21 protein-coding genes and 3 tRNA genes are annotated in these 16,620 nt (G+C 66.6%); 13 read left to right on the forward strand and 11 right to left on the reverse strand.

What is annotated here, in order from left to right; translation table 11 throughout:
• The 8 genes from ACFFJC_RS10715 (at position 1) to ACFFJC_RS10750 (ending at position 4,467) form a co-directional block, all read left to right on the forward strand.
• Positions 1 to 2,022, forward strand: coding sequence for a hypothetical protein (locus ACFFJC_RS10715; RefSeq protein WP_379487500.1), 2,022 nt, complete (start codon positions 1 to 3; stop codon positions 2,020 to 2,022).
• An 18-nt stretch (positions 2,023 to 2,040) separates the two neighbouring features.
• A complete protein-coding gene (locus tag ACFFJC_RS10720) occupies positions 2,041 to 2,172 on the forward strand; it encodes a hypothetical protein (RefSeq protein WP_379487501.1) in 132 nt (43 codons plus the stop codon).
• On the forward strand, positions 2,169 to 2,564 hold the full coding sequence (locus ACFFJC_RS10725) for a hypothetical protein (protein ID WP_379487502.1): 396 nt from the start codon (positions 2,169 to 2,171) through the stop codon (positions 2,562 to 2,564). The genes ACFFJC_RS10720 and ACFFJC_RS10725 overlap by 4 nt, the downstream gene beginning before the upstream one ends.
• A 2-nt stretch (positions 2,565 to 2,566) precedes the next feature.
• A complete protein-coding gene (locus tag ACFFJC_RS10730) occupies positions 2,567 to 3,157 on the forward strand; it encodes a lysozyme (protein WP_379487503.1) in 591 nt (196 codons plus the stop codon).
• Complete coding sequence (locus tag ACFFJC_RS10735) at positions 3,154 to 3,429, forward strand: hypothetical protein (protein ID WP_379487504.1); 276 nt, start codon at positions 3,154 to 3,156, stop codon at positions 3,427 to 3,429. Before ACFFJC_RS10730 ends, ACFFJC_RS10735 begins: the two co-directional genes overlap by 4 nt.
• Positions 3,426 to 3,839, forward strand: a complete 414-nt coding sequence (locus ACFFJC_RS10740) for a hypothetical protein (protein ID WP_379487505.1) — start codon at positions 3,426 to 3,428, stop codon at positions 3,837 to 3,839. Before ACFFJC_RS10735 ends, ACFFJC_RS10740 begins: the two co-directional genes overlap by 4 nt.
• A 214-nt stretch (positions 3,840 to 4,053) precedes the next feature.
• Positions 4,054 to 4,200 carry a hypothetical protein gene (locus tag ACFFJC_RS10745; RefSeq protein WP_379487506.1) on the forward strand — a complete coding sequence of 49 codons (147 nt, stop codon included), beginning with the start codon at positions 4,054 to 4,056 and terminating at the stop codon, positions 4,198 to 4,200.
• Positions 4,201 to 4,248: 48 nt separating this feature from the next.
• On the forward strand, positions 4,249 to 4,467 hold the full coding sequence (locus tag ACFFJC_RS10750; RefSeq protein WP_379487507.1) for an SOS response-associated peptidase family protein: 219 nt from the start codon (positions 4,249 to 4,251) through the stop codon (positions 4,465 to 4,467).
• Positions 4,468 to 5,178: 711 nt separating this feature from the next.
• On the opposite strand, the gene ACFFJC_RS10755 is transcribed toward ACFFJC_RS10750, so the two are convergent.
• The 5 genes from ACFFJC_RS10755 to ACFFJC_RS10775 form a co-directional block, all read right to left on the reverse strand.
• Positions 5,179 to 6,009 carry a DHHA1 domain-containing protein gene (locus tag ACFFJC_RS10755; protein ID WP_379487508.1) on the reverse strand — a complete coding sequence of 277 codons (831 nt, stop codon included), beginning with the start codon at positions 6,007 to 6,009 and terminating at the stop codon, positions 5,179 to 5,181.
• A 268-nt stretch (positions 6,010 to 6,277) separates the two neighbouring features.
• A tRNA-Pro gene (locus ACFFJC_RS10760) sits at positions 6,278 to 6,354 on the reverse strand.
• 44 nt (positions 6,355 to 6,398) lie between these two features.
• A tRNA-Ile gene (locus ACFFJC_RS10765) sits at positions 6,399 to 6,474 on the reverse strand.
• A gap of 79 nt (positions 6,475 to 6,553) precedes the next feature.
• Positions 6,554 to 7,558 (reverse strand): polysaccharide deacetylase family protein, encoded by a 1,005-nt coding sequence (locus ACFFJC_RS10770; RefSeq protein WP_379487509.1) that lies wholly within the window; start codon positions 7,556 to 7,558, stop codon positions 6,554 to 6,556.
• Between the two features lie 38 nt (positions 7,559 to 7,596).
• Positions 7,597 to 9,453 (reverse strand): histidine kinase, encoded by a 1,857-nt coding sequence (locus tag ACFFJC_RS10775; protein ID WP_379487510.1) that lies wholly within the window; start codon positions 9,451 to 9,453, stop codon positions 7,597 to 7,599.
• 247 nt (positions 9,454 to 9,700) lie between these two features.
• Between ACFFJC_RS10775 and ACFFJC_RS10780 the strand changes: the two genes are divergently transcribed.
• Positions 9,701 to 10,165 (forward strand): Lrp/AsnC family transcriptional regulator, encoded by a 465-nt coding sequence (locus tag ACFFJC_RS10780; protein ID WP_379487511.1) that lies wholly within the window; start codon positions 9,701 to 9,703, stop codon positions 10,163 to 10,165.
• A gap of 30 nt (positions 10,166 to 10,195) precedes the next feature.
• On the opposite strand, the gene ACFFJC_RS10785 is transcribed toward ACFFJC_RS10780, so the two are convergent.
• The 4 genes from ACFFJC_RS10785 to ACFFJC_RS10800 form a co-directional block, all read right to left on the reverse strand.
• A complete protein-coding gene (locus ACFFJC_RS10785) occupies positions 10,196 to 10,474 on the reverse strand; it encodes a hypothetical protein (protein WP_379487512.1) in 279 nt (92 codons plus the stop codon).
• Positions 10,475 to 10,575: 101 nt separating this feature from the next.
• Complete coding sequence (gene aroQ, locus ACFFJC_RS10790; RefSeq protein ID WP_379487513.1) at positions 10,576 to 11,013, reverse strand: type II 3-dehydroquinate dehydratase; 438 nt, start codon at positions 11,011 to 11,013, stop codon at positions 10,576 to 10,578.
• Positions 11,014 to 11,094: 81 nt separating this feature from the next.
• On the reverse strand, positions 11,095 to 11,457 hold the full coding sequence (locus ACFFJC_RS10795) for a hypothetical protein (protein WP_379487514.1): 363 nt from the start codon (positions 11,455 to 11,457) through the stop codon (positions 11,095 to 11,097).
• 44 nt (positions 11,458 to 11,501) lie between these two features.
• On the reverse strand, positions 11,502 to 11,915 hold the full coding sequence (locus ACFFJC_RS10800) for a holin family protein (RefSeq protein WP_379487515.1): 414 nt from the start codon (positions 11,913 to 11,915) through the stop codon (positions 11,502 to 11,504).
• Positions 11,916 to 12,186: 271 nt separating this feature from the next.
• On the opposite strand from ACFFJC_RS10800, the gene ACFFJC_RS10805 reads away from it, so the two are divergent.
• Entirely contained in the window at positions 12,187 to 12,417 is a 231-nt protein-coding gene (locus ACFFJC_RS10805; RefSeq protein ID WP_379487516.1) for a hypothetical protein, read from the forward strand.
• 3 nt (positions 12,418 to 12,420) lie between these two features.
• On the opposite strand, the gene ACFFJC_RS10810 is transcribed toward ACFFJC_RS10805, so the two are convergent.
• Both ACFFJC_RS10810 and ACFFJC_RS10815 read right to left on the reverse strand, forming a co-directional pair.
• The gene (locus tag ACFFJC_RS10810; protein WP_379487517.1) at positions 12,421 to 12,936 is read right to left on the reverse strand and encodes a DUF4145 domain-containing protein; all 516 of its coding nucleotides are present in this window, start codon (positions 12,934 to 12,936) and stop codon (positions 12,421 to 12,423) included.
• Between the two features lie 287 nt (positions 12,937 to 13,223).
• Positions 13,224 to 13,300, reverse strand: a tRNA-Pro gene (locus tag ACFFJC_RS10815).
• Positions 13,301 to 13,575: 275 nt separating this feature from the next.
• Between ACFFJC_RS10815 and yajC the strand changes: the two genes are divergently transcribed.
• The 3 genes from yajC (at position 13,576) to secF (ending at position 16,593) form a co-directional block, all read left to right on the forward strand.
• Positions 13,576 to 13,911 carry a preprotein translocase subunit YajC gene (yajC, locus tag ACFFJC_RS10820; RefSeq protein ID WP_379487518.1) on the forward strand — a complete coding sequence of 112 codons (336 nt, stop codon included), beginning with the start codon at positions 13,576 to 13,578 and terminating at the stop codon, positions 13,909 to 13,911.
• 68 nt (positions 13,912 to 13,979) lie between these two features.
• Positions 13,980 to 15,590 (forward strand): protein translocase subunit SecD, encoded by a 1,611-nt coding sequence (gene secD, locus ACFFJC_RS10825; RefSeq protein WP_379487519.1) that lies wholly within the window; start codon positions 13,980 to 13,982, stop codon positions 15,588 to 15,590.
• A 13-nt stretch (positions 15,591 to 15,603) separates the two neighbouring features.
• Entirely contained in the window at positions 15,604 to 16,593 is a 990-nt protein-coding gene (gene secF / locus ACFFJC_RS10830; RefSeq protein ID WP_379487520.1) for a protein translocase subunit SecF, read from the forward strand.
• Positions 16,594 to 16,620: the final 27 nt, after the last annotated feature.

Raw genomic sequence — 16,620 nt, forward strand, 5'->3', positions numbered from 1 at the left:
ATGCACGTTGATACCCCCGCACGTGCTGCCATTCGGGTCCTGGAAACCCAGGTGGACGGCGCTCTCACCAGCTCCGACTACAAGCCGACCCTCCAAGAGGCGATCAGCTCTCTCGATCCCGGCTCGTACTTCAACTCCGACGACCAGGGCGAGGAAGGCCCTTACCCCGGCGTGCGCTGGATTTACCAGATCACAAATGAACCACCGTTTTATACGCCCAAAAGGCGTTGGGGAAAAGGTGAGGACTTCGGATATCCGGATGATCCGAATGATTTGCCAGTTAGCGAGGCCGCCCAAATCCAGCTTGAAAGCCGTTCGACATATGCCGATCTGGCGGACCCCACCAAAGGTGCCAACCTTCTCGCGACGGCCTCAGGCCTCGCTATGCAGGATGTGCTCGACTACAATGTCGGCGTCCCCACAGGCATTCTGCCTACCGACACGCCCCAGCAGACCAGTGACAAGCTCGATGTCGCGGTAGCACGCGCCGAGTTGTTCGGCGTTGCCGTCCTGCTGCCGCCTTTCACGATCTACCTGGCCCGAACGGTGCGCGTCAGCCGTCTGCTCGGTACGCCGGGTAAGAGCAAGATCGACGTCTCGAACATCACCATGGGCGCTTACCCGCTCTCACAGTTCTGCATCGTCAACAAGCACTGGAGTACAAGCTACAACGCGGTCGCCGCGGATCGCGTTCGCTACTACGGTTTCGAGGTAGTCACTACCCCGAACAAAGTCCACTCGCTCATTGGCCTGGCAAACGTCGAGTTCGCCGACATTGAGCGAATTGTTCTTCGCGCTAATCGGGCAATCAACCCGATTACCGGCAAGCCCTTTAACGTCGACGCTCTGCTCGACTTCTATGCGTCAGTGCATGGTGGATACGTGCGTCGCTGTCAGTTCTACCAGCTCACTGGCGCTTACGGGGCCACCCGCGTCTCCGCGGGTGGCGGGGGTTGCATCTGGATCAGAAACCTCTGTAGCGATGGTTCGGTGGCCATTAACGTCACCGAGAAAATACTCATCGATGACAGCGACATCTACCACTACACCACCGATGAGGCGGTCGCGATATTCGGTGTTTACGGCATCACTCGGCTCAGCACAGTCGGGCGAAATCGCATCTATGCGCTAGAAGCCGCAGATCTCGGATTACCCCTGTCCGAGAGCATCTATCGAGCCACTCTGCTTTCAATCTTCCCACATGCCAGTGCCACGACGGCTGGTGTCTACGATAACGAGTTCGCCGACAATAGGATCGTGGACAAATCCACGATGTACAACGTCATCCGCTTTGGTGAGTCGACTGAGACATTATACCGCTGTGAGAACAACGCCAGCCGACGCAACAAGGTGGAGTGGTTCTTCTCGACAGACGCCTCTTACGGTCCCGACGCCGTGTGGCAGGCATCTGGATCGCCCGGTCTCAAACCGTCCACTGCCAACACCGCGATCCGCTGCATCGACGGCACGCCGGGGGCGGCATATCTTGGTGCCTTCTCAGGCAATATATCGGAGGGCGACGAAGTTGTCGTGCGCGGCGGCGCGACGATTATCGCCGGCTTCAATGGCTGGCAGACACTGAAGAGCGGTGCCACTCGCGGGGCCATCACAATGGCGGCTCTCAGCTGCGCGCACGTCGAAGGCGGGAAGTTCGAGGCTTCCCTGCGTGGCTTCGCCAACTGCAATCACGTGAGCGGTCCCGACGTGAGGGTTAACGTCGCTGGTGGTGCCATTTTTGCGGTCTCCAGCAGCGCTGGTGGTAACTTCTCAATGACGGGTGCGAGGGCCATCGGCAATGGCCCGCTCCTTTCAGTGCCTTCCGAGGTAACTGGTTCCACGAGGATTAGCTTGACGGGAAACTCAGGGTCTCTGAGCGCAACAACACCAGTCCTCGACGCAGCCCCTGCCACCACAGTGATCCGCGCGTCGGGCAACGTCTTCTCGCAAGCCGGCATGACCATCAAGTCGGGAGCGGCCACATACGCCTCAGGCGGCAACACTTGGGGCGCGCAAAACGACTGACACTAGGAGAACCCCAATATGTTCGCATCTGTCACCCTGTCCGCCCCCAAGGGCAAGCGCCTCAAGGCCGAGCGCGAGGACGGTAACGAGTACTTCATCGCGGAGGAGGCTTCGGCGGCTCTGGCGAGCGGCGTCGCTCTCACCCCGTGACCGCCGACTTCTTCACCATCATCCCGAATTGGCTGCCCGGGTGGCTTGGCGCCGGCTTTGCGGCAGGGGGCGGCTTCGGCGTGATTAAGTGGGCCATGGAGTTCTTCGCCGGCCGCCTCGACAAGCGGCAGGCGGTGCTCGATGCCGACACCCGGTTCGTGATCGACCAGTTGCGTGCCGAGCTCGCCCGCGTGTCGTCCCGCCTCGATCACGCCGAGGGAGAGATCCAGGACCTGCGCGGACAACTGGCCGAGTGCCAGGCGAAGCATGCCGAGGCCGAAGCGCGCGCGATGCGCCTGGAGGCGCGGCAGCAGGGCTATTCCGAGGCGCGGGACCGCGCACAGACGATCCTCGCCGCCGAACGCGTGGCAGACCGACAGAAAGGAAACTGACAATGGATCCCCGCAAGAGCATCTTCGATGCAGTCCGCGCCGTGAAAGGCGATATCTCTCCCGGTGACGTGCTCATCCTGGACGAGGCGCTGGACCGGGTGGACGTGCCCCGCGCCACCTCCGCGCCCCGCCGCGTGGGCACAAAGGGCATCGCCCTGATGCACAAGTGGGAGGGCTGCGCGAAGCGGCGCCCCGACGGCCGCTTCGAGGCTTACCCCGACCCCGGCAGCAAAGACGGCAGGCCCTGGACCATCGGGTGGGGATCGACCGGCCCCGACATCGGCCGAGGCACGATCTGGACCAAGGCCGAGTGCGACGCGCGGTTCGAGCGCGACCTGGTGCGCTATGCCAACGAGGTGTCCGGCTTCCTCGCCGATGCACCGACGACGCAGGACCAGTTCGATGCCCTGGTGGCGTTCCACTACAACACCGGCGCGATCGGCAAGTCCACGCTGGGCAAGCTGCACAAGGCCGGCAACTACGCCGGCGCCGCGGCCGAGTTCGGCAAGTGGATCTACAACGACGGCAAGCCGCTGGAGGGGCTGAAGAAGCGCCGCGCCGACGAGGCCGAGCTGTACAGGTCCGCCTCGTGACCGAGGACCCCGCCGAGATGGCCGCGCGCCCGATCCCCGCCACCATCCCGATGCCGGACCATCCGGTGCGGCAGACGGCCTGGTTCCAGGCCTATGTGCGCCTGGCGCGGCCGACTGCCGAGTGGGTGACGGCCGGAGGCCTGCTCTACGCCTTCGTCGTCGGCCCCACGATCGAGCGGCCGCTGGCCGAAGGCTACCTGGTGCAGGTCCTGCTGTTCGCCGGCGGCATCTTCGGCATCCGCGCCTTCGAGAAGGTGAAGGGCGTCGCATGAGCCGGGTTTCCGCATTCGTCGCCTCGGCCCTCGGCCGCGTGGTGCTGGCGCTGGTCCTGGTCGCGGTGATCCTGTTCGGCGTCGAGCGATGCCAGCGCGCCCGGCAGGCGGGCAAGGAGGCCGCGCTGAGCGCGAAACAGGGCGAGGCGGCGCTGGGCAGCGGCAAGGATGCCGTCGGCGCGGTGGGAGCCGTTTCCGGGCGAAGTTCGGCCAGCGACGATCTGACCAGGGAGAACGACGATGCGATACGCAAGGCACCCGGAGCGGAAGCTGCGGTGGATCCCCGCCTGCGCGATGCTGGCCTCGACAGCCTGTGCAAGCGGGCCGCCTATCGTGACAGCGAGCAGTGCCTGCAGCGCGCTGCTGCCGGACGAGTGGCGGGCACCGATACCGGGCGCCCCTCTCCCTGACGGCGACACCGCCGGCGACTGGGTCCAGTTCGCCGACGCGCAGACCGCGCAGCTGGACAAGGCGAACGATCGGACGGTGACGGCGATCGGGATCGTGGAGCGCTGCGAGAAGCGCGATGCCGCCGCCATCGCCGCAGCGCGCCGTCCATGGTGGCGGATCTGGTAGCCGGCATGCCACTTGCCGAATCGGTATATGTGTTTCTATTATGTTCTCATGACGCCCTTCGTTACTCTACCCGCCAATGACCTGGAGCGCTTAGTGGATCTCGCCGCTCGGCAGCAGGGCGTGAATGATGGCCCCACGCTTATGCTCTTCGCCACGGTTCGGCTGCTGATCGAACAGGCGAGGCAACGCCGCTGATTTCGGCCAGGACTAGCTTCGATCGTTGAACAACGGCATCATGCCGCAATGTGCAACCTATACCTCCTGCGCACGAAAGACGCCGAGATCGCGCAATTCTTCGGCGCCGCCCACATGCCCGGGGCAAACTATGCGGAGGAGGTCTACCCGGGCTATCCTGGACTCGTCGTCGCCGATGGGACCATCCGCCCTATGACGTGGGGCTTCCCGCTGGTGCTGAAAAGCAAGAAGACGGGCCAGCCTCTCAAGCCCAAGCCGGCCGCGTAGTCGCACCAGGGCGGGTTCTTGCTCGAAGCAAGCCGCTGCCGCTGCTGCGGGGCGCACCGCGGCGACGGATCCACCTCTGGTGCGTCAATGCCGGCCAGGCGCACCCGCTCGCCGGTGCATAGGCGGACGGTATCGCCGTCGTGGATGGAAGCGATGCAAAGGCCGGCCGCGGCCAGGATGAGCAGGGACATGCTAGATCGTCGCTCCGTATGGGGTCGCTCAGCCGTTGCAGGCGCAGCCCTTGCCCTTATGGCACTGCTTTTCCCGAGAGATACAGCTGTTGCCGCAGGCCTTGCCGGTCCGGCAGATCTTGCAGCAGGTTGAGGCGAGGGCCGTTCCGCATAGCGGGGTGTCGGCAATGCCTACAGAGGCGGCCACCAACAGCAATCCTGCAGCGATAGATTTCATACGCCCCCCGAATCGCGCCCACGCTCCGCGTCATGCCTGAAGGCGTACAAGTGTGGGAGGCCGCGGATCAAGAGCGCTCGAGATCACCCATCCCCATCGTGCTGGGCGCCTAGGGCGCGGGGCTTGTAATCCGCCAGCCATATCGCGCGCTGGGCGTCCATGTCGCACCTGTCTCCGTACATCGCCTGACACCGCTTCGCTGTGCCGGGGGCGCCGCACCATCCGCAATTGCGGCGTTTTAGCCATGCCTTCTCGAGCTTGGACAGGGACTGCACGGTCCTGCCAACTGCTGGGGGGCTGATCCTACCCATGCCCCTTCTCCTGCGCTGTGAGGTGATCCCGGAGGGCTGGCCGGTCCAGTCGCTCGACCCGGAATCCGGCCGCGTTGCGATGTCCGCCGCCGCCGAAGCGGCTGGCAACCTCGCTGACGCTCTGCCGATCGTCGGCGCTTCGCAGGGACCAGCTCACCGCCTTCTCGCCGGTGACGGACATCGCAGCGAACGGCGCGGCCGGATGCTTGTTGAGTAGATGGTGGCCGACGGCCGACACGAGCGAATAGGGGCATTCCACCGTAACGACGCCCTCCACGCCGCCGACTGTTGCCACATGCGCACGCGCGGCAATCTCCCGAATCAGCGGCTGGCGCCAGGACTCGATTGTCCGGCCGCGGATGAGCGGTGCCTGCTCGTCGTTCTCGAGTTCTTGGTGGATGCTCTCCATGCGCGCGACCGTCAGCTCGCCCGCCTGAATGTCGAGGTGGAGCAACTCGGCATTGTCCAGCGTGTTGGGCGCGAAGCGCCACAGGTCGTAGCACTCGGCCAGCAGAACGAGTTGGGGCGCTTCGGCTCCATGCATCGCAAAGTCCCACGCCATGTGTGCTCCGCTGCGATCCATGTCGAACATGGCGACGATCGGGGGCCGGCCGAGCTCGTCCAGGTCGCGCAACATCCCGTCGACGTCCCGGGCCGAGACCGCCCCGGGCGAGCTTTCGCGGAACCGGAATGGCTCCAGCGCGGCCTGAGCAGTTTCGTGGTGATCCAGGATGATGACCGACCTCGCGCCAGCTGCGACCATCGCGCGGAGATCGTCAGCCTTGTAGCTGAAGTCGACGATCAGGATGTTCTTGCCCGCCACGCCCTCCGGCGGCGGGAAGCCGTAGTTCGCCGAGCGGTACTCGGGCGATTCGCCCCAGCACCTCCAGCACGCCCAAGCGGCGACAATTCCGTCAGCGCACTTGTCGTGATAGATGATGAGGTCAGGAGACCATACCGGGAACGCGGCGCCGGGATCGGCTGGTGAGTTGTCCGGGACTATTCCGTGACTCACGTTGCCGATTGCTTCCGCTGTTCTCCCTTCGTTTCCATTCGCTTGCGCTTCGGAACTGGCCGGAACGGCGGAAAAGTGGTCGGGGAGACAGGATTCGAACCTGCGACATCCTGCTCCCAAAGCAGGCGCGCTACCGGGCTGCGCTACTCCCCGACCGTACGGGCGTCGATGTGTGCCGCCGAAGCGGCGTCCGGCGATGGTGGGCCCGGCAGGATTCGAACCCGCGACCTAGCCGTTATGAGCGGCCAGCTCTAACCGCTGAGCTACAGGCCCGCCTTGCCGGTCCCGGCCCATCGACGAGGCCGGATGCCGAGCGCGTTAGCTTGCGCGCGCGGATCAGGCAAGCGGGGTTCTATCCCCGCTGGACCGAAGCCATGATTTCCCGGACGCTGGTGGGGCGCACGCCGCGTCGCGCCAGATGCGCGAACAGCGCCCGCCACCAGTCGTAGAGCGCGTCCAGATCCTCGTCGTCGCGCACGTAGGGGGTGTGCCCGGGAGCGAGGGACGGGCTGTGGAACGAGAACACCAGCACCGGCAGGCCCTCGTCGATGGCGATGTCGACCCCGCGCAGCGCCTCCTCGGCCGTGATCCCTTCGGGCGTGAGCGGGATGCGCTCCAGCAGGCCCGCGCGCGCGAGCAGCCCGCGAAAGCGCGGCGCGCGCCAGAGCTGCGGATAGATCACGTTGCCGAGCTGGCGCAGCGGGCCCCAGTAGACCGTCGTCAGCGGCAGCTCGAGCAGATGCCGGTCCGCGTCCGCCCAATAGGGCCGCAGCGGGTGCTCGCGGTAATTCGGCCCGCCCGTGCCGCTGTAGTCGAAGCGGGCACGGACCGATGTGTCGATCGCGATGCCGCACGCGCGCAGGATCTCCGCCGTGCGCGGACCCAGGCCGTACCGCCCGGCGCGGTAGATCAGCGGCGCGGTGCCGAACGCGCTTTCGATCCGGTCGCGCAGCGCATGCAGCTTGGCGCTCTCCAGTTCGAAGGGAAGATTGCCCGCGAAGCTGTTGAATTCACTCACATCCTCCACGAAGGGAGGGCTGACCCAGGGGTGCAGCTGCACGCCCACCTCCGCCGCCCCGCGCGACACGGCCTCGCCGATCGCTTGCGGAGCGAGGGACGAAGACGCCACCGGCCAGTCGACCAGGTAGCTGGGCACGACGCCGAAGCCTTCGCAGAACCGCTGGAACTTGCGCAGCGCAGGCACGGTGACGACGCCATGCCGGTCGCGATCGAGCGGTGCGGCCCAGTCGAACTCCTCCTCGGTGTCCACGGTGACGATGAAGCGCTGCCCGAACCCGGCAACGAACGCGGCGAACGCGTCCTTTCCGGGCGGTTTCAACAGGTTGGGGCCGGGCAATGAAACTTTCCCCTCCGCGGGTCGCATCAGCGGGTGCTCTAGCGCGAAGTCGTTGACGAACTGCTATCGCCGGCCTCCGCCCCGGCGAGCGCCGGCAGCGAGAGGCGAAGGGTGTCGCCGATGCGCTGCAGCCCGCCCCCCGCTGCCGCCGCCTCCGCCGCGGCCAGGCGCAGGGTGAAGCCGATCCCGAACATGCCGGCGGCGAGCGACTGGCTGCGTTCGGTGGCGATCGCGTCGTACAGCGAGGCCGGGTCGCGTTCGGCGAGAACCGCGGGCAGGGCCACGGTCACGTCGAGCATGGCACCGCGCAGGGACCATGAGAGCGCCAGTTTCTCACCGGGTGCAGTCGAGCCGGCGAGGACGGCGAACAGGCGCCAGACCAGCCGCTCGACCTCCACCCGGGCGACTCGCACCGGCAGCGATGCCGCCGAGGGGTCGACGGGAAGCAGGAAACCGCTGTCGCGCGGCCCGGTCCAGGCCCGCAGGCGCACCACCGTCTGCGCGAGTACGCGCGCGAGGTCGCATTCGCCGGCATCGAGCAGCAAGGCCCCGCATTCGAGCTTCACCAGCCGGTCCAGTTCCTCGAACCCGGCCAGGATATGCGCGCAGTCCCCGGCGATGGCGGCGGCGAGGGCGCGGTATTCGTGCGGCGCGGGGCCGTAGAGCTGCTGCTGGATGATCTCGGCTGCCACCTGGATGGCGTTGGCGGGGGTTCGCAGTTCGTGCAGGATCTCGCGCATGCGGTCCGCCTCGGCCGTGTCCGACGCGATGGCAGGAGAGGGGGCGTCCGCCACCGCGCGGCGGCGCAGGCGGCCGCAGTAGCCGGTGAACCGGCCCCCGGCATGCTCGAAGCAGGCGGCGGCATCGACCTGCCATGCGCCGCTGACCGCGGGCGCCCCGGTCACTTCGATCCGGACGCTCCGCAAGGGCAGGCGCCGTCGCAGCGCCGCCGGCAGGTCGACGATGCCGTCCTCGTCGCGCAGGCCGACGAGATCGAGCCCCGCGATCGAGGGACCGTAAGGACCGTCCGCCCAGTCGATGCGGCCCTCGGCGTCGGTGGTGAAGTCGATCGCCACCGCGGCGCGCGTCACCAGCAGGGCGCCGTCGCCCAGCGGCAGCCCCGGCGCTTCGGAGCCCGCGCGCGCGGCGGCCGGCGTCTCGCGCGCCTTGCGGAAGGCCTCGATGCGCCGGACGATGGCGCCGATCCCGTCTTCGCCGCTCGCCGAGGGCGCCTGCGCGGCGACCGTCTCCTTCAGGTCCTTCTGCTGCTGCGCGGCGCGCGCCTGGGCCCATTCGCTCAGCGAGGTCGGCTGCGGCGGATCGTCTGCCAGGCCGAGCAGATCGAGCACGTCCTCGGAGATGTCCTGGTCGAGCGCGATGTCTCCCGTCGGCGGGCGGAAGCTGGTGCTCGGGACGTCCGGGATGGGCGCCTCCGGGTCCGGTTCGCAGGCGCCGGCAGGGAGCGCGCGGTCATGAACGCCGAGCCGCTCCAGGAGGGCCTTGACTGGTGCCGGAAGGTCGCTGCGGTGGCGCAGCAGTCCGCGCGCCCGGACCGGAAGGCGCGGCACCAGCGCGAGCCATGCCTCGTCCGAAAGCCGCGCCGCGCGGATCGCGGCAGCGGCGACGTCCGGCTCCGCCTCCGCCAGCCAGGCCAGCAGCCGCGCATTGGTGATCGGCTGCAAGGGGCGGTCCAGCAGGCGCGCGCGCTCGGCGGAGGAGAGCTGGCGGCCCAGCTCCTCCAGGCGGGCGAAGCCGGCCTCCACCGCCCCGCTCGTCACCTCCTGCTCCGGGGCCTGGCCGAGAATGTCGACGAGCTGCCGAAACTGGATCCGCGCCAGTCCGTCCCCGGAACGGGGAAGGCGCAGAACCGTGGCAAGGCGATCGTCGAAATGCATTCCATCTCCGGGTCCTGCCGGAATGGCAGACCGAGTCCTATGGCCCCATGACCTTTACCATCGGGAAAACGCCGGATGGTTCGCTCCGGCTCCGTCCTAGCAAAGCTGCCGGGGAGAGGAAGAGGACAGTTTCGGCCGTTGCAAAGCGAGACGATTACGCTATGGCACAACAATATTACGGCGCGCCGGTGTTTTCGATGGGTATGTTGCAATCCGAAGAAGTGGCGCGTGCGTTCGGGGAATGTGAATGATCAATCTCGATGAAATCGACCGCCGCCTTCTCGCCGAGCTCCAGGCAGAAGGGCGGATCACCAATGTCGAGCTCGCGCAGCGGGTGGGGCTGACGGCGCCGCCGTGCCTGCGCCGCGTGCGCAGCCTGGAAGAGGCGGGCGTGATCCAGGGCTACCACGCCGATCTCGACGCGTCGAAGCTGGGCTTCACGATCACCGTCTTCGCTCTCGTCAGCCTCAAGAGCCAGGCGGAGGAGGCCCTGCGCGCCTTCGAGGATCACATGAAGGGCCTGCCGGAAGTGCGCGAGTGTCACATGCTCAACGGCGAAATCGACTTCATCCTCAAGATCGTGAGTCGCGATCTCCAGAGCTTTCAGGAATTCCTCACCAGCAAGCTGACGCCCGCGCCCAATGTGGACAGCGTCAAGACCTCGCTGACCATCCGCACGGCGAAGAACGTGCCCGGCGTGCCGCTGGGGTAAGCCTGGCGGCAGGACAACTCGGGCGCGGCCTCAGGGCTGCGTCGGGGGCGCGGCGTGGATGCCGCCGTCCTCGGCATCGGCCCAGACAGAGAAGTAGAGGCCGAGGCTCGCGATCCAGCCGAGGTTAAAAGCGGCCAGAGCGGCGATCACGGCTCCGCGCGAGATGCGCGGCCGTCCCGGCCCTGGCACGATCTCGGAGCGGCGGAACAGTTCCGCCACCGACCTTGCGTGGACGATAAGGTAGATCAGCGCCACCAGGCTCGTGAGCACGGCGACGGCCAGAAGGACGGGAAACAGGGCAAGAGGCATGGCGGGCTCCGCAAGGACAAGGACGCCGCCGCTCTAGCCGCCCGAACGCGGCACGCCCTTGATCTGGATCATATCGCCTCTCGCATCGGGGGAGGGCCGATTCAGAACTCCGCAGCCGCCTCCAGCGCGAGAAGGTAGCTGCGCGCGCCGAAGCCGGCGATCGTGCCCCGCGCGGCCATGCCCACCCAGGACGTATGGCGGAAATCCTCGCGCGTATGGGGGTTGGAGAGGTGGACCTCCACCACGGGGACCGAGATCGCGCGGATGGCGTCCAGCAGCGCGACCGAGGTGTGGGTGTAGGCGCCGGCATTGAGCAGGACGGCATGGGCGCCCTTGTCCTCCGCTTCGTGGAGCCAGTCGACCAGCGCGCCCTCGTGGTTGGACTGGCGCATGGCGATGGTCATGCCGAGCGTTGCCCCGCGCGCCTCCAGCATGGCGCCGATGTCTGCGAGCGTCTGCGTGCCGTAGATCCCGGGCTCGCGCTTGCCGAGCCGGTTCAGGTTCGGTCCGTTCAGCACATAGACCAGCCTGTCTGCCATCTTCCGAAATCCCCAAGTGCGCCGTTCCCGCCGGCCCGCAGCATTAGCGCGGGCGGCCCGGCGCGCAAGCGCGGCGCGCGCTCAGCCGATCGGCGGCATGCCGGGATCGGGCGCGTGGCCGGGCTCGGGCCGGGGCGGCGGCGGCGCGGCAGGACGCGCCTCGACCGCCGAGCGGGCAGGGGGGAGGTCCTCGGCGAAGCCCTCCTCCTGCGGCGCCTCGGCCTCGGCGTCCTCCTCGCCAGCCTCCTCGCCAGCCTCCTCGACAGCCTCGTCGCCGGCGTAGAATTGGGCAAGTTCCGCATCGCGGCGCGCGGCGGCGGACGATCCGGCGTTGTCGGCCGCGGCTTGCGTGGTGGCCGCCGCCTCGGGCTCCTGCGGCGTGCAGCCGGCAAGCGCCATCGCGGCGGCGAGAAGGGGCGGAAAGGCCGCGCGAAGGGGAGTCATGGCCAGGGTCCTTACGCGGGAAACGTTAGCGCGCGCTTAGCGCTTCACCGGTCCGACCCGCGCGTCTTGCCCCACTGCCGCATCGCCGAATAGCCCAGGTACCCGGTCCCGAAGAGCGCGTAGAGCGGCTCCGGGATGGCGGCGAGGTAGTCGGTCATGCCGCGGCCGACGGCGGCCGCCCGTTCCGGGCTGATGGCGGCGAGCAGCCCCATCGGGATCGACCACAGGATCACCAGGTACATGACGTATAGGAAACCGGGCCGGGCGCGGCTGGTCCACGGATCGGCCGACCCGGCTTCCGCGACCACGGCCGAGAGGCTGGCCTGCAGCATCTCCAGCTCGCGCGAGTTCTCCAGCCGCAGCAGCTCCAGCTTCGCCCTGTCGCGTGCGTCCGGATCGGGAACCACCTTGTCGATGATGCGGGTGACGGGGCCGAGTAGCGAATCGAACAGAGCCATGGCGAGTCCTTCCGAGAGAGACTAGCGGGTATAACCAAGTGGGTTCGTGTAGGAAAACGCCATTCGCGCGTGGCGCACGGCCTGCAACGCTTGCCGCTTCGAAAGCAAATCTGTGCGAAGAGAAACTAGGCAGCAAGCGCACCAATCCCGTAGGGATACCCTCTTTCGCGTTGCCCCGCCCGAGCCGGTATGTGCCGCGCCAGCCGCCGAACCGCCTGTTCAGCTGCGGCTGTGCCGGGTCTTCGTGCTAGCCTCGGGCTGACGTAAACACATGCGCGCCGTCCGTGCCTTGCAGAAGCGCGTGGTCAAGCTGGAGCACGCCGCGCAGCCGCGCCCGTCGCTACTCGCCGTTATGTACGGCTCGTTCGACGCCTTTGTGGAAATCGAGTTGCTTCCCGATACTAAGAGCGGCGCGCTTGACCGTGCCGACATGATCGACGTGGTGGCTGCGCTGCGGGCTTGCGAGACGGACGGCACTTGGCATCGGGCGCACGCCCGGTAGAAATTAGGTCTGATTGGCCGCTTCGATCCCTCGTTGGATTTTCGCGCTTAGAACGAACAAGAAGTTGCCCAGCGCTTCAGCGAACTCAAGAGACTGCTTGGCTTCTTCGATGGAGGTGTGCGGATTGTCCTGGTCTGCATGTCGCGGTCGATTTGACCCAAGCCGAACGGCATGTGCCCATTCCGCCATTGCTTCGGTGATTTTGTGTTCTTTGCAGGCTTGATCAATCCTGCTGTAAACACTGCCCTTTTCATATCCGAGGGCCTTTAACATTGCATCCACTGCGCTGCCAGACATCACGGCGGAGGCATCAGGTGCATTGACGGTGGACATGGCCTGATCGAGATACACTCTTGCGGTATCGGGTAGGTCTTCGTGAGCGGATGGAAAGCCAGGGATGATCTCGACAATCTCGGGATTGGCTACGTGCTCGTTCTGGTTGCCAATGACAATGATCCATCCTGAGCAACTGGTGCACCGATAGGCTGCCCGTCGAGCTACGGGAATGCGGCGATCCATAGGCGTAATTGGATCTGGATTGTGAAATACTACGATTTGAGGGTTTGAAACCGAGCAATATGGGCACCGAGTGATGCACGAGAGTTGCTTATTTCCAATTCGGTCCGAAGTCTTAATTTTCATGAATCACCTCAACGAGACATTCTGAAGCTCGACTCCAGAACGGCAAAGAGGCTGAGCCGCAGTTGTGCACAATGTGCGCGCTTACGACAGGCTTACTCACGTGGCTGTAACGAAAAAGGGCAGCCGAGGCTGCCCTTTTAAGTTCTTGAAAACACTAAGAAATTTGGTCGGGACGAGAGGATTCGAACCTCCGACCCCCACACCCCCAGTGTGATGCGCTACCAGGCTGCGCTACGTCCCGACCGGAGCGCGGCCTATAGGCAGGTCCGCCGGGATGCGCAAGCGCCTCCGTCAGAGTTTTTCGCCTGGCCGGCAGGCTGCTTGAACGGGGCTGGCGGGGCCTTATCTCGGCGCTCGCCGGCGGCTGGCGGCAAGTGCCCGCGCGTTGCCAGCGCAGCGCTTTGTTGCTAACCGCCCGCATCCGGCTGTGCGCCGAGGCGGTTCTCCGCTGCGGCGCGCGCACCCGGCCGCACGCGAATCGCCGGCCGGCACGACACGAAGAAGGCCATCATCTCCATGCAGACCTCCATCCTCGCTCAGCTTGCCGCCGCCGCACCCGCCGGTGCGCCTCCGGCCTGGATCACGTACATGCCCTTCGTGGCGATGGCCCTGATCTTCTGGTTCCTGATCCTGCGCCCGCAGATGAAGCAGCAGAAGGAGCACAAGGCCAAGCTCTCCGGGCTCAAGAAGGGCGACGAGGTGCTGACCGGTGGCGGATTGGTCGGCCGGATTGTCAAGGTCGACGACACTTACGCCGAAGTCGAGCTGGGCCAGGGCATGAAGGTGAAGGCGCTCAAGTCGACCATCGTCGACGTGATCCCGCCCGCCGGCGCCAAGCCCGCCAACGACTGACCGGTTCTACCAAGTTCCCCCGGGCGCGGCCGACCCGCTGCAGCCCGTCTGGAGAGAAATGATAGGCGATGCTTGAATTTCCCACCTGGAAGAAGGCCTGGTACTGGGGGCTGACGCTGGTGCTCTGCGCATTGGCGCTGCCCACGCTGCTGTCCTTCACCACCGTGCGCTGGCCCGAGGCGCTGCCTCACCCGAAGATCAACCTGGGGCTGGACCTCGCCGGCGGCTCGCGCCTCCTGCTCGAGGCCGACCGCGACCAGGTGGTGGCGCAGCGGCTGGAAGGCATGGAGGAATCGGTCCGCACACGCTTGCGGGCTGCCGAGCCGCGGATCGCGATCGGCGACGTTTCCAGCCGCGGCGGTCGCCTGACCTTCACCGTGCGCGACAGCTCGCAGGTGGACGCCGCGCGCGAGCAGATGCTGCCGCTGACCACCGGCGCCGGGCTGTCGGGGCAGCGCGACTGGGACATCCAGGTCGTCAACGGCAACCAGTTCGTGCTCTCGCCGACGCCCGAAGGCATCGACCTGGCGGTGAGCAACGCCATGGAGACCGCGGTCGAGGTGGTGCGCAAGCGCATCGACGCGCTCGGCACCAAGGAGCCCGACATCCGGCGCCTGGGCGGCACGCGCATCGACGTGCAGGTGCCCGGCCTGCAGGACCCGGCGGCGCTGAAGTCGCTGCTCGGTCAGACCGCCAAGCTCGAGTTCAAGCTGGTCGACGAGACCGCCGCGCCGACCGACCTGGCGCAGGGCATCGTTCCGCCCGGTTCCGAGATCGTGCCTTACGCCGATCCCGCCGCGAGCGGTGGACAGGCCCCGGTGATCGCGGTCAAGCGCCTGGGCGGCATCAAGGGCGACGAGCTCACCGACGCCAAGCAGGCCTTCGAGCCGCAGACCAACCAGCCGGTCGTCTCGATCACCTTCAACCAGCAGGGCGGCGAGAAGTTCGCTAAGCTGACGACCGAGAACGTCAACAAGCGCTTCGCCATCATCCTCGACGGCAAGGTCCTGTCGGCGCCCAGCATCAACGAGCCGATCCTGGGCGGCAGCGCCCAGATCTCGGGCAGCTTCAACGTCCAGTCGGCCACCCAGCTCGCCATCGCGCTGCGTTCGGGCGCGCTGCCGGTCGACCTCACCGTGGTCGAGGAGCGGACCGTCGGGCCCGACCTGGGCGCCGATTCGATCGAGAAGGGCATCGTCGCCATGGCGGTAGGCACGGCGCTGCTGATGCTCTTCATCCTCGCGACCTATGGCCGCTTCGGCATCTACGCCAACGTGGCGCTGGTGGTGAACGTCCTGATGATCCTGGGGGTGATGGCGGTCTTCGGCACCACGCTGACGCTGCCGGGCATCGCCGGCTTCGTGCTGACGATCGGCGCCGCGGTGGATGCCAACGTCCTCATCAACGAGCGCATCCGCGAGGAGCGCCACCGCGGACGGCGCGTCGTGCAGGCGGTGGAAATGGGCTACAAGGAAGCGAGCCGCGCGATCTTCGACGCCAACATCACCAACGTCATCGCCGCGGTGCTGATGGCCTACTTCGGCACCGGGCCGGTGCGCGGCTTCGCCATCGTCCTGCTGATCGGCATCGCCACCTCGGTCTTCACCGCCGTGACCCTGACCCGCATGTGGGTCGCCGGCTGGCTGCGCAAGGCGCGGCCGGCGGACCTGAACCTGTAAGGGGAGAGGACATATGAAGCTCCTCAAGCTCGTTCCCGACCACACCAACATCCACTTCCTCAAGTGGCGCATCCCGTTCTACGTGGTCAGCTTCCTGCTGATTGCGGCCTCGATCGGCCTTATCGCCACCAAGGGCCTGAACCTGGGCGTCGACTTCGTCGGCGGCCAGGTGATCCGCGTCACGTTCGAGCGCAGCGCCGAGGCGCCCGTCGCCGAGCTGCGCGAGGAAGTGGACCAGCTCGGCTTCGGCGAGCCGACCATCCAGCGCTTCGGCAAGCCGAACGAGATCTCGATCCGCATGAAGCTGCCCGAGGGTGCGTCCGAGAACCCGAAGCTGGCCGACGCGATGGCGGGTCAGATCACCTCCAACATTCGCCAGAACCATCCCGATGCGCGGATCGACGGCGTCGATTCCGTGACCGGCAAGGTCTCGGGCGAACTGGGGCGGAGCGCCATGCTCGCCCTCGGCCTGGCGGCGATCGCAGTCGCGATCTACATCTGGGTCCGGTTCGAATGGCAGTTTGGCGTGGGGGCGCTGTTCAGCCTCGTCCACGACGTGACGCTGACGCTCGGCCTCTTTGCGCTGACGCAGATGGAGTTCGACCTCAACATCGTCGCCGCCCTGCTGACGCTGATCGGCTATTCGCTCAACGACACCATCGTCGTCTACGACCGCATCCGCGAGAACCTGAAGAAGTACCGCAAGATGCCGATGCCCGAGCTGCTCGACCTCTCGGTGAACGAGACGCTGGCACGTACCATCGTCACTTCGCTGTCGATGCTCATCACCCTGGTGGCGCTGCTGGTTCTGGGTCCGGACGTGATCTTCGGCTTCACCGCCGCGATCGTCCTGGGCATCTTCGTGGGCACCTACAGCTCGATCTACATGGCGGCGCCGATCCTGATCTGGCTGGGCGTCAAGGCCGACAGCTTCGTCGCCACCGAGACCGCGCTCGACCGCCAGGAACGCCTGGCTCGCGAAGGCGGGGCGCCCCGGGCCTGACCCTGCGGCTCGCATCCCGCCGGAGCC

Origin of the sequence: Novosphingobium soli, assembly GCF_042432915.1 — a bacterium.
Classification (GTDB): domain Bacteria; phylum Pseudomonadota; class Alphaproteobacteria; order Sphingomonadales; family Sphingomonadaceae; genus Novosphingobium; species Novosphingobium soli.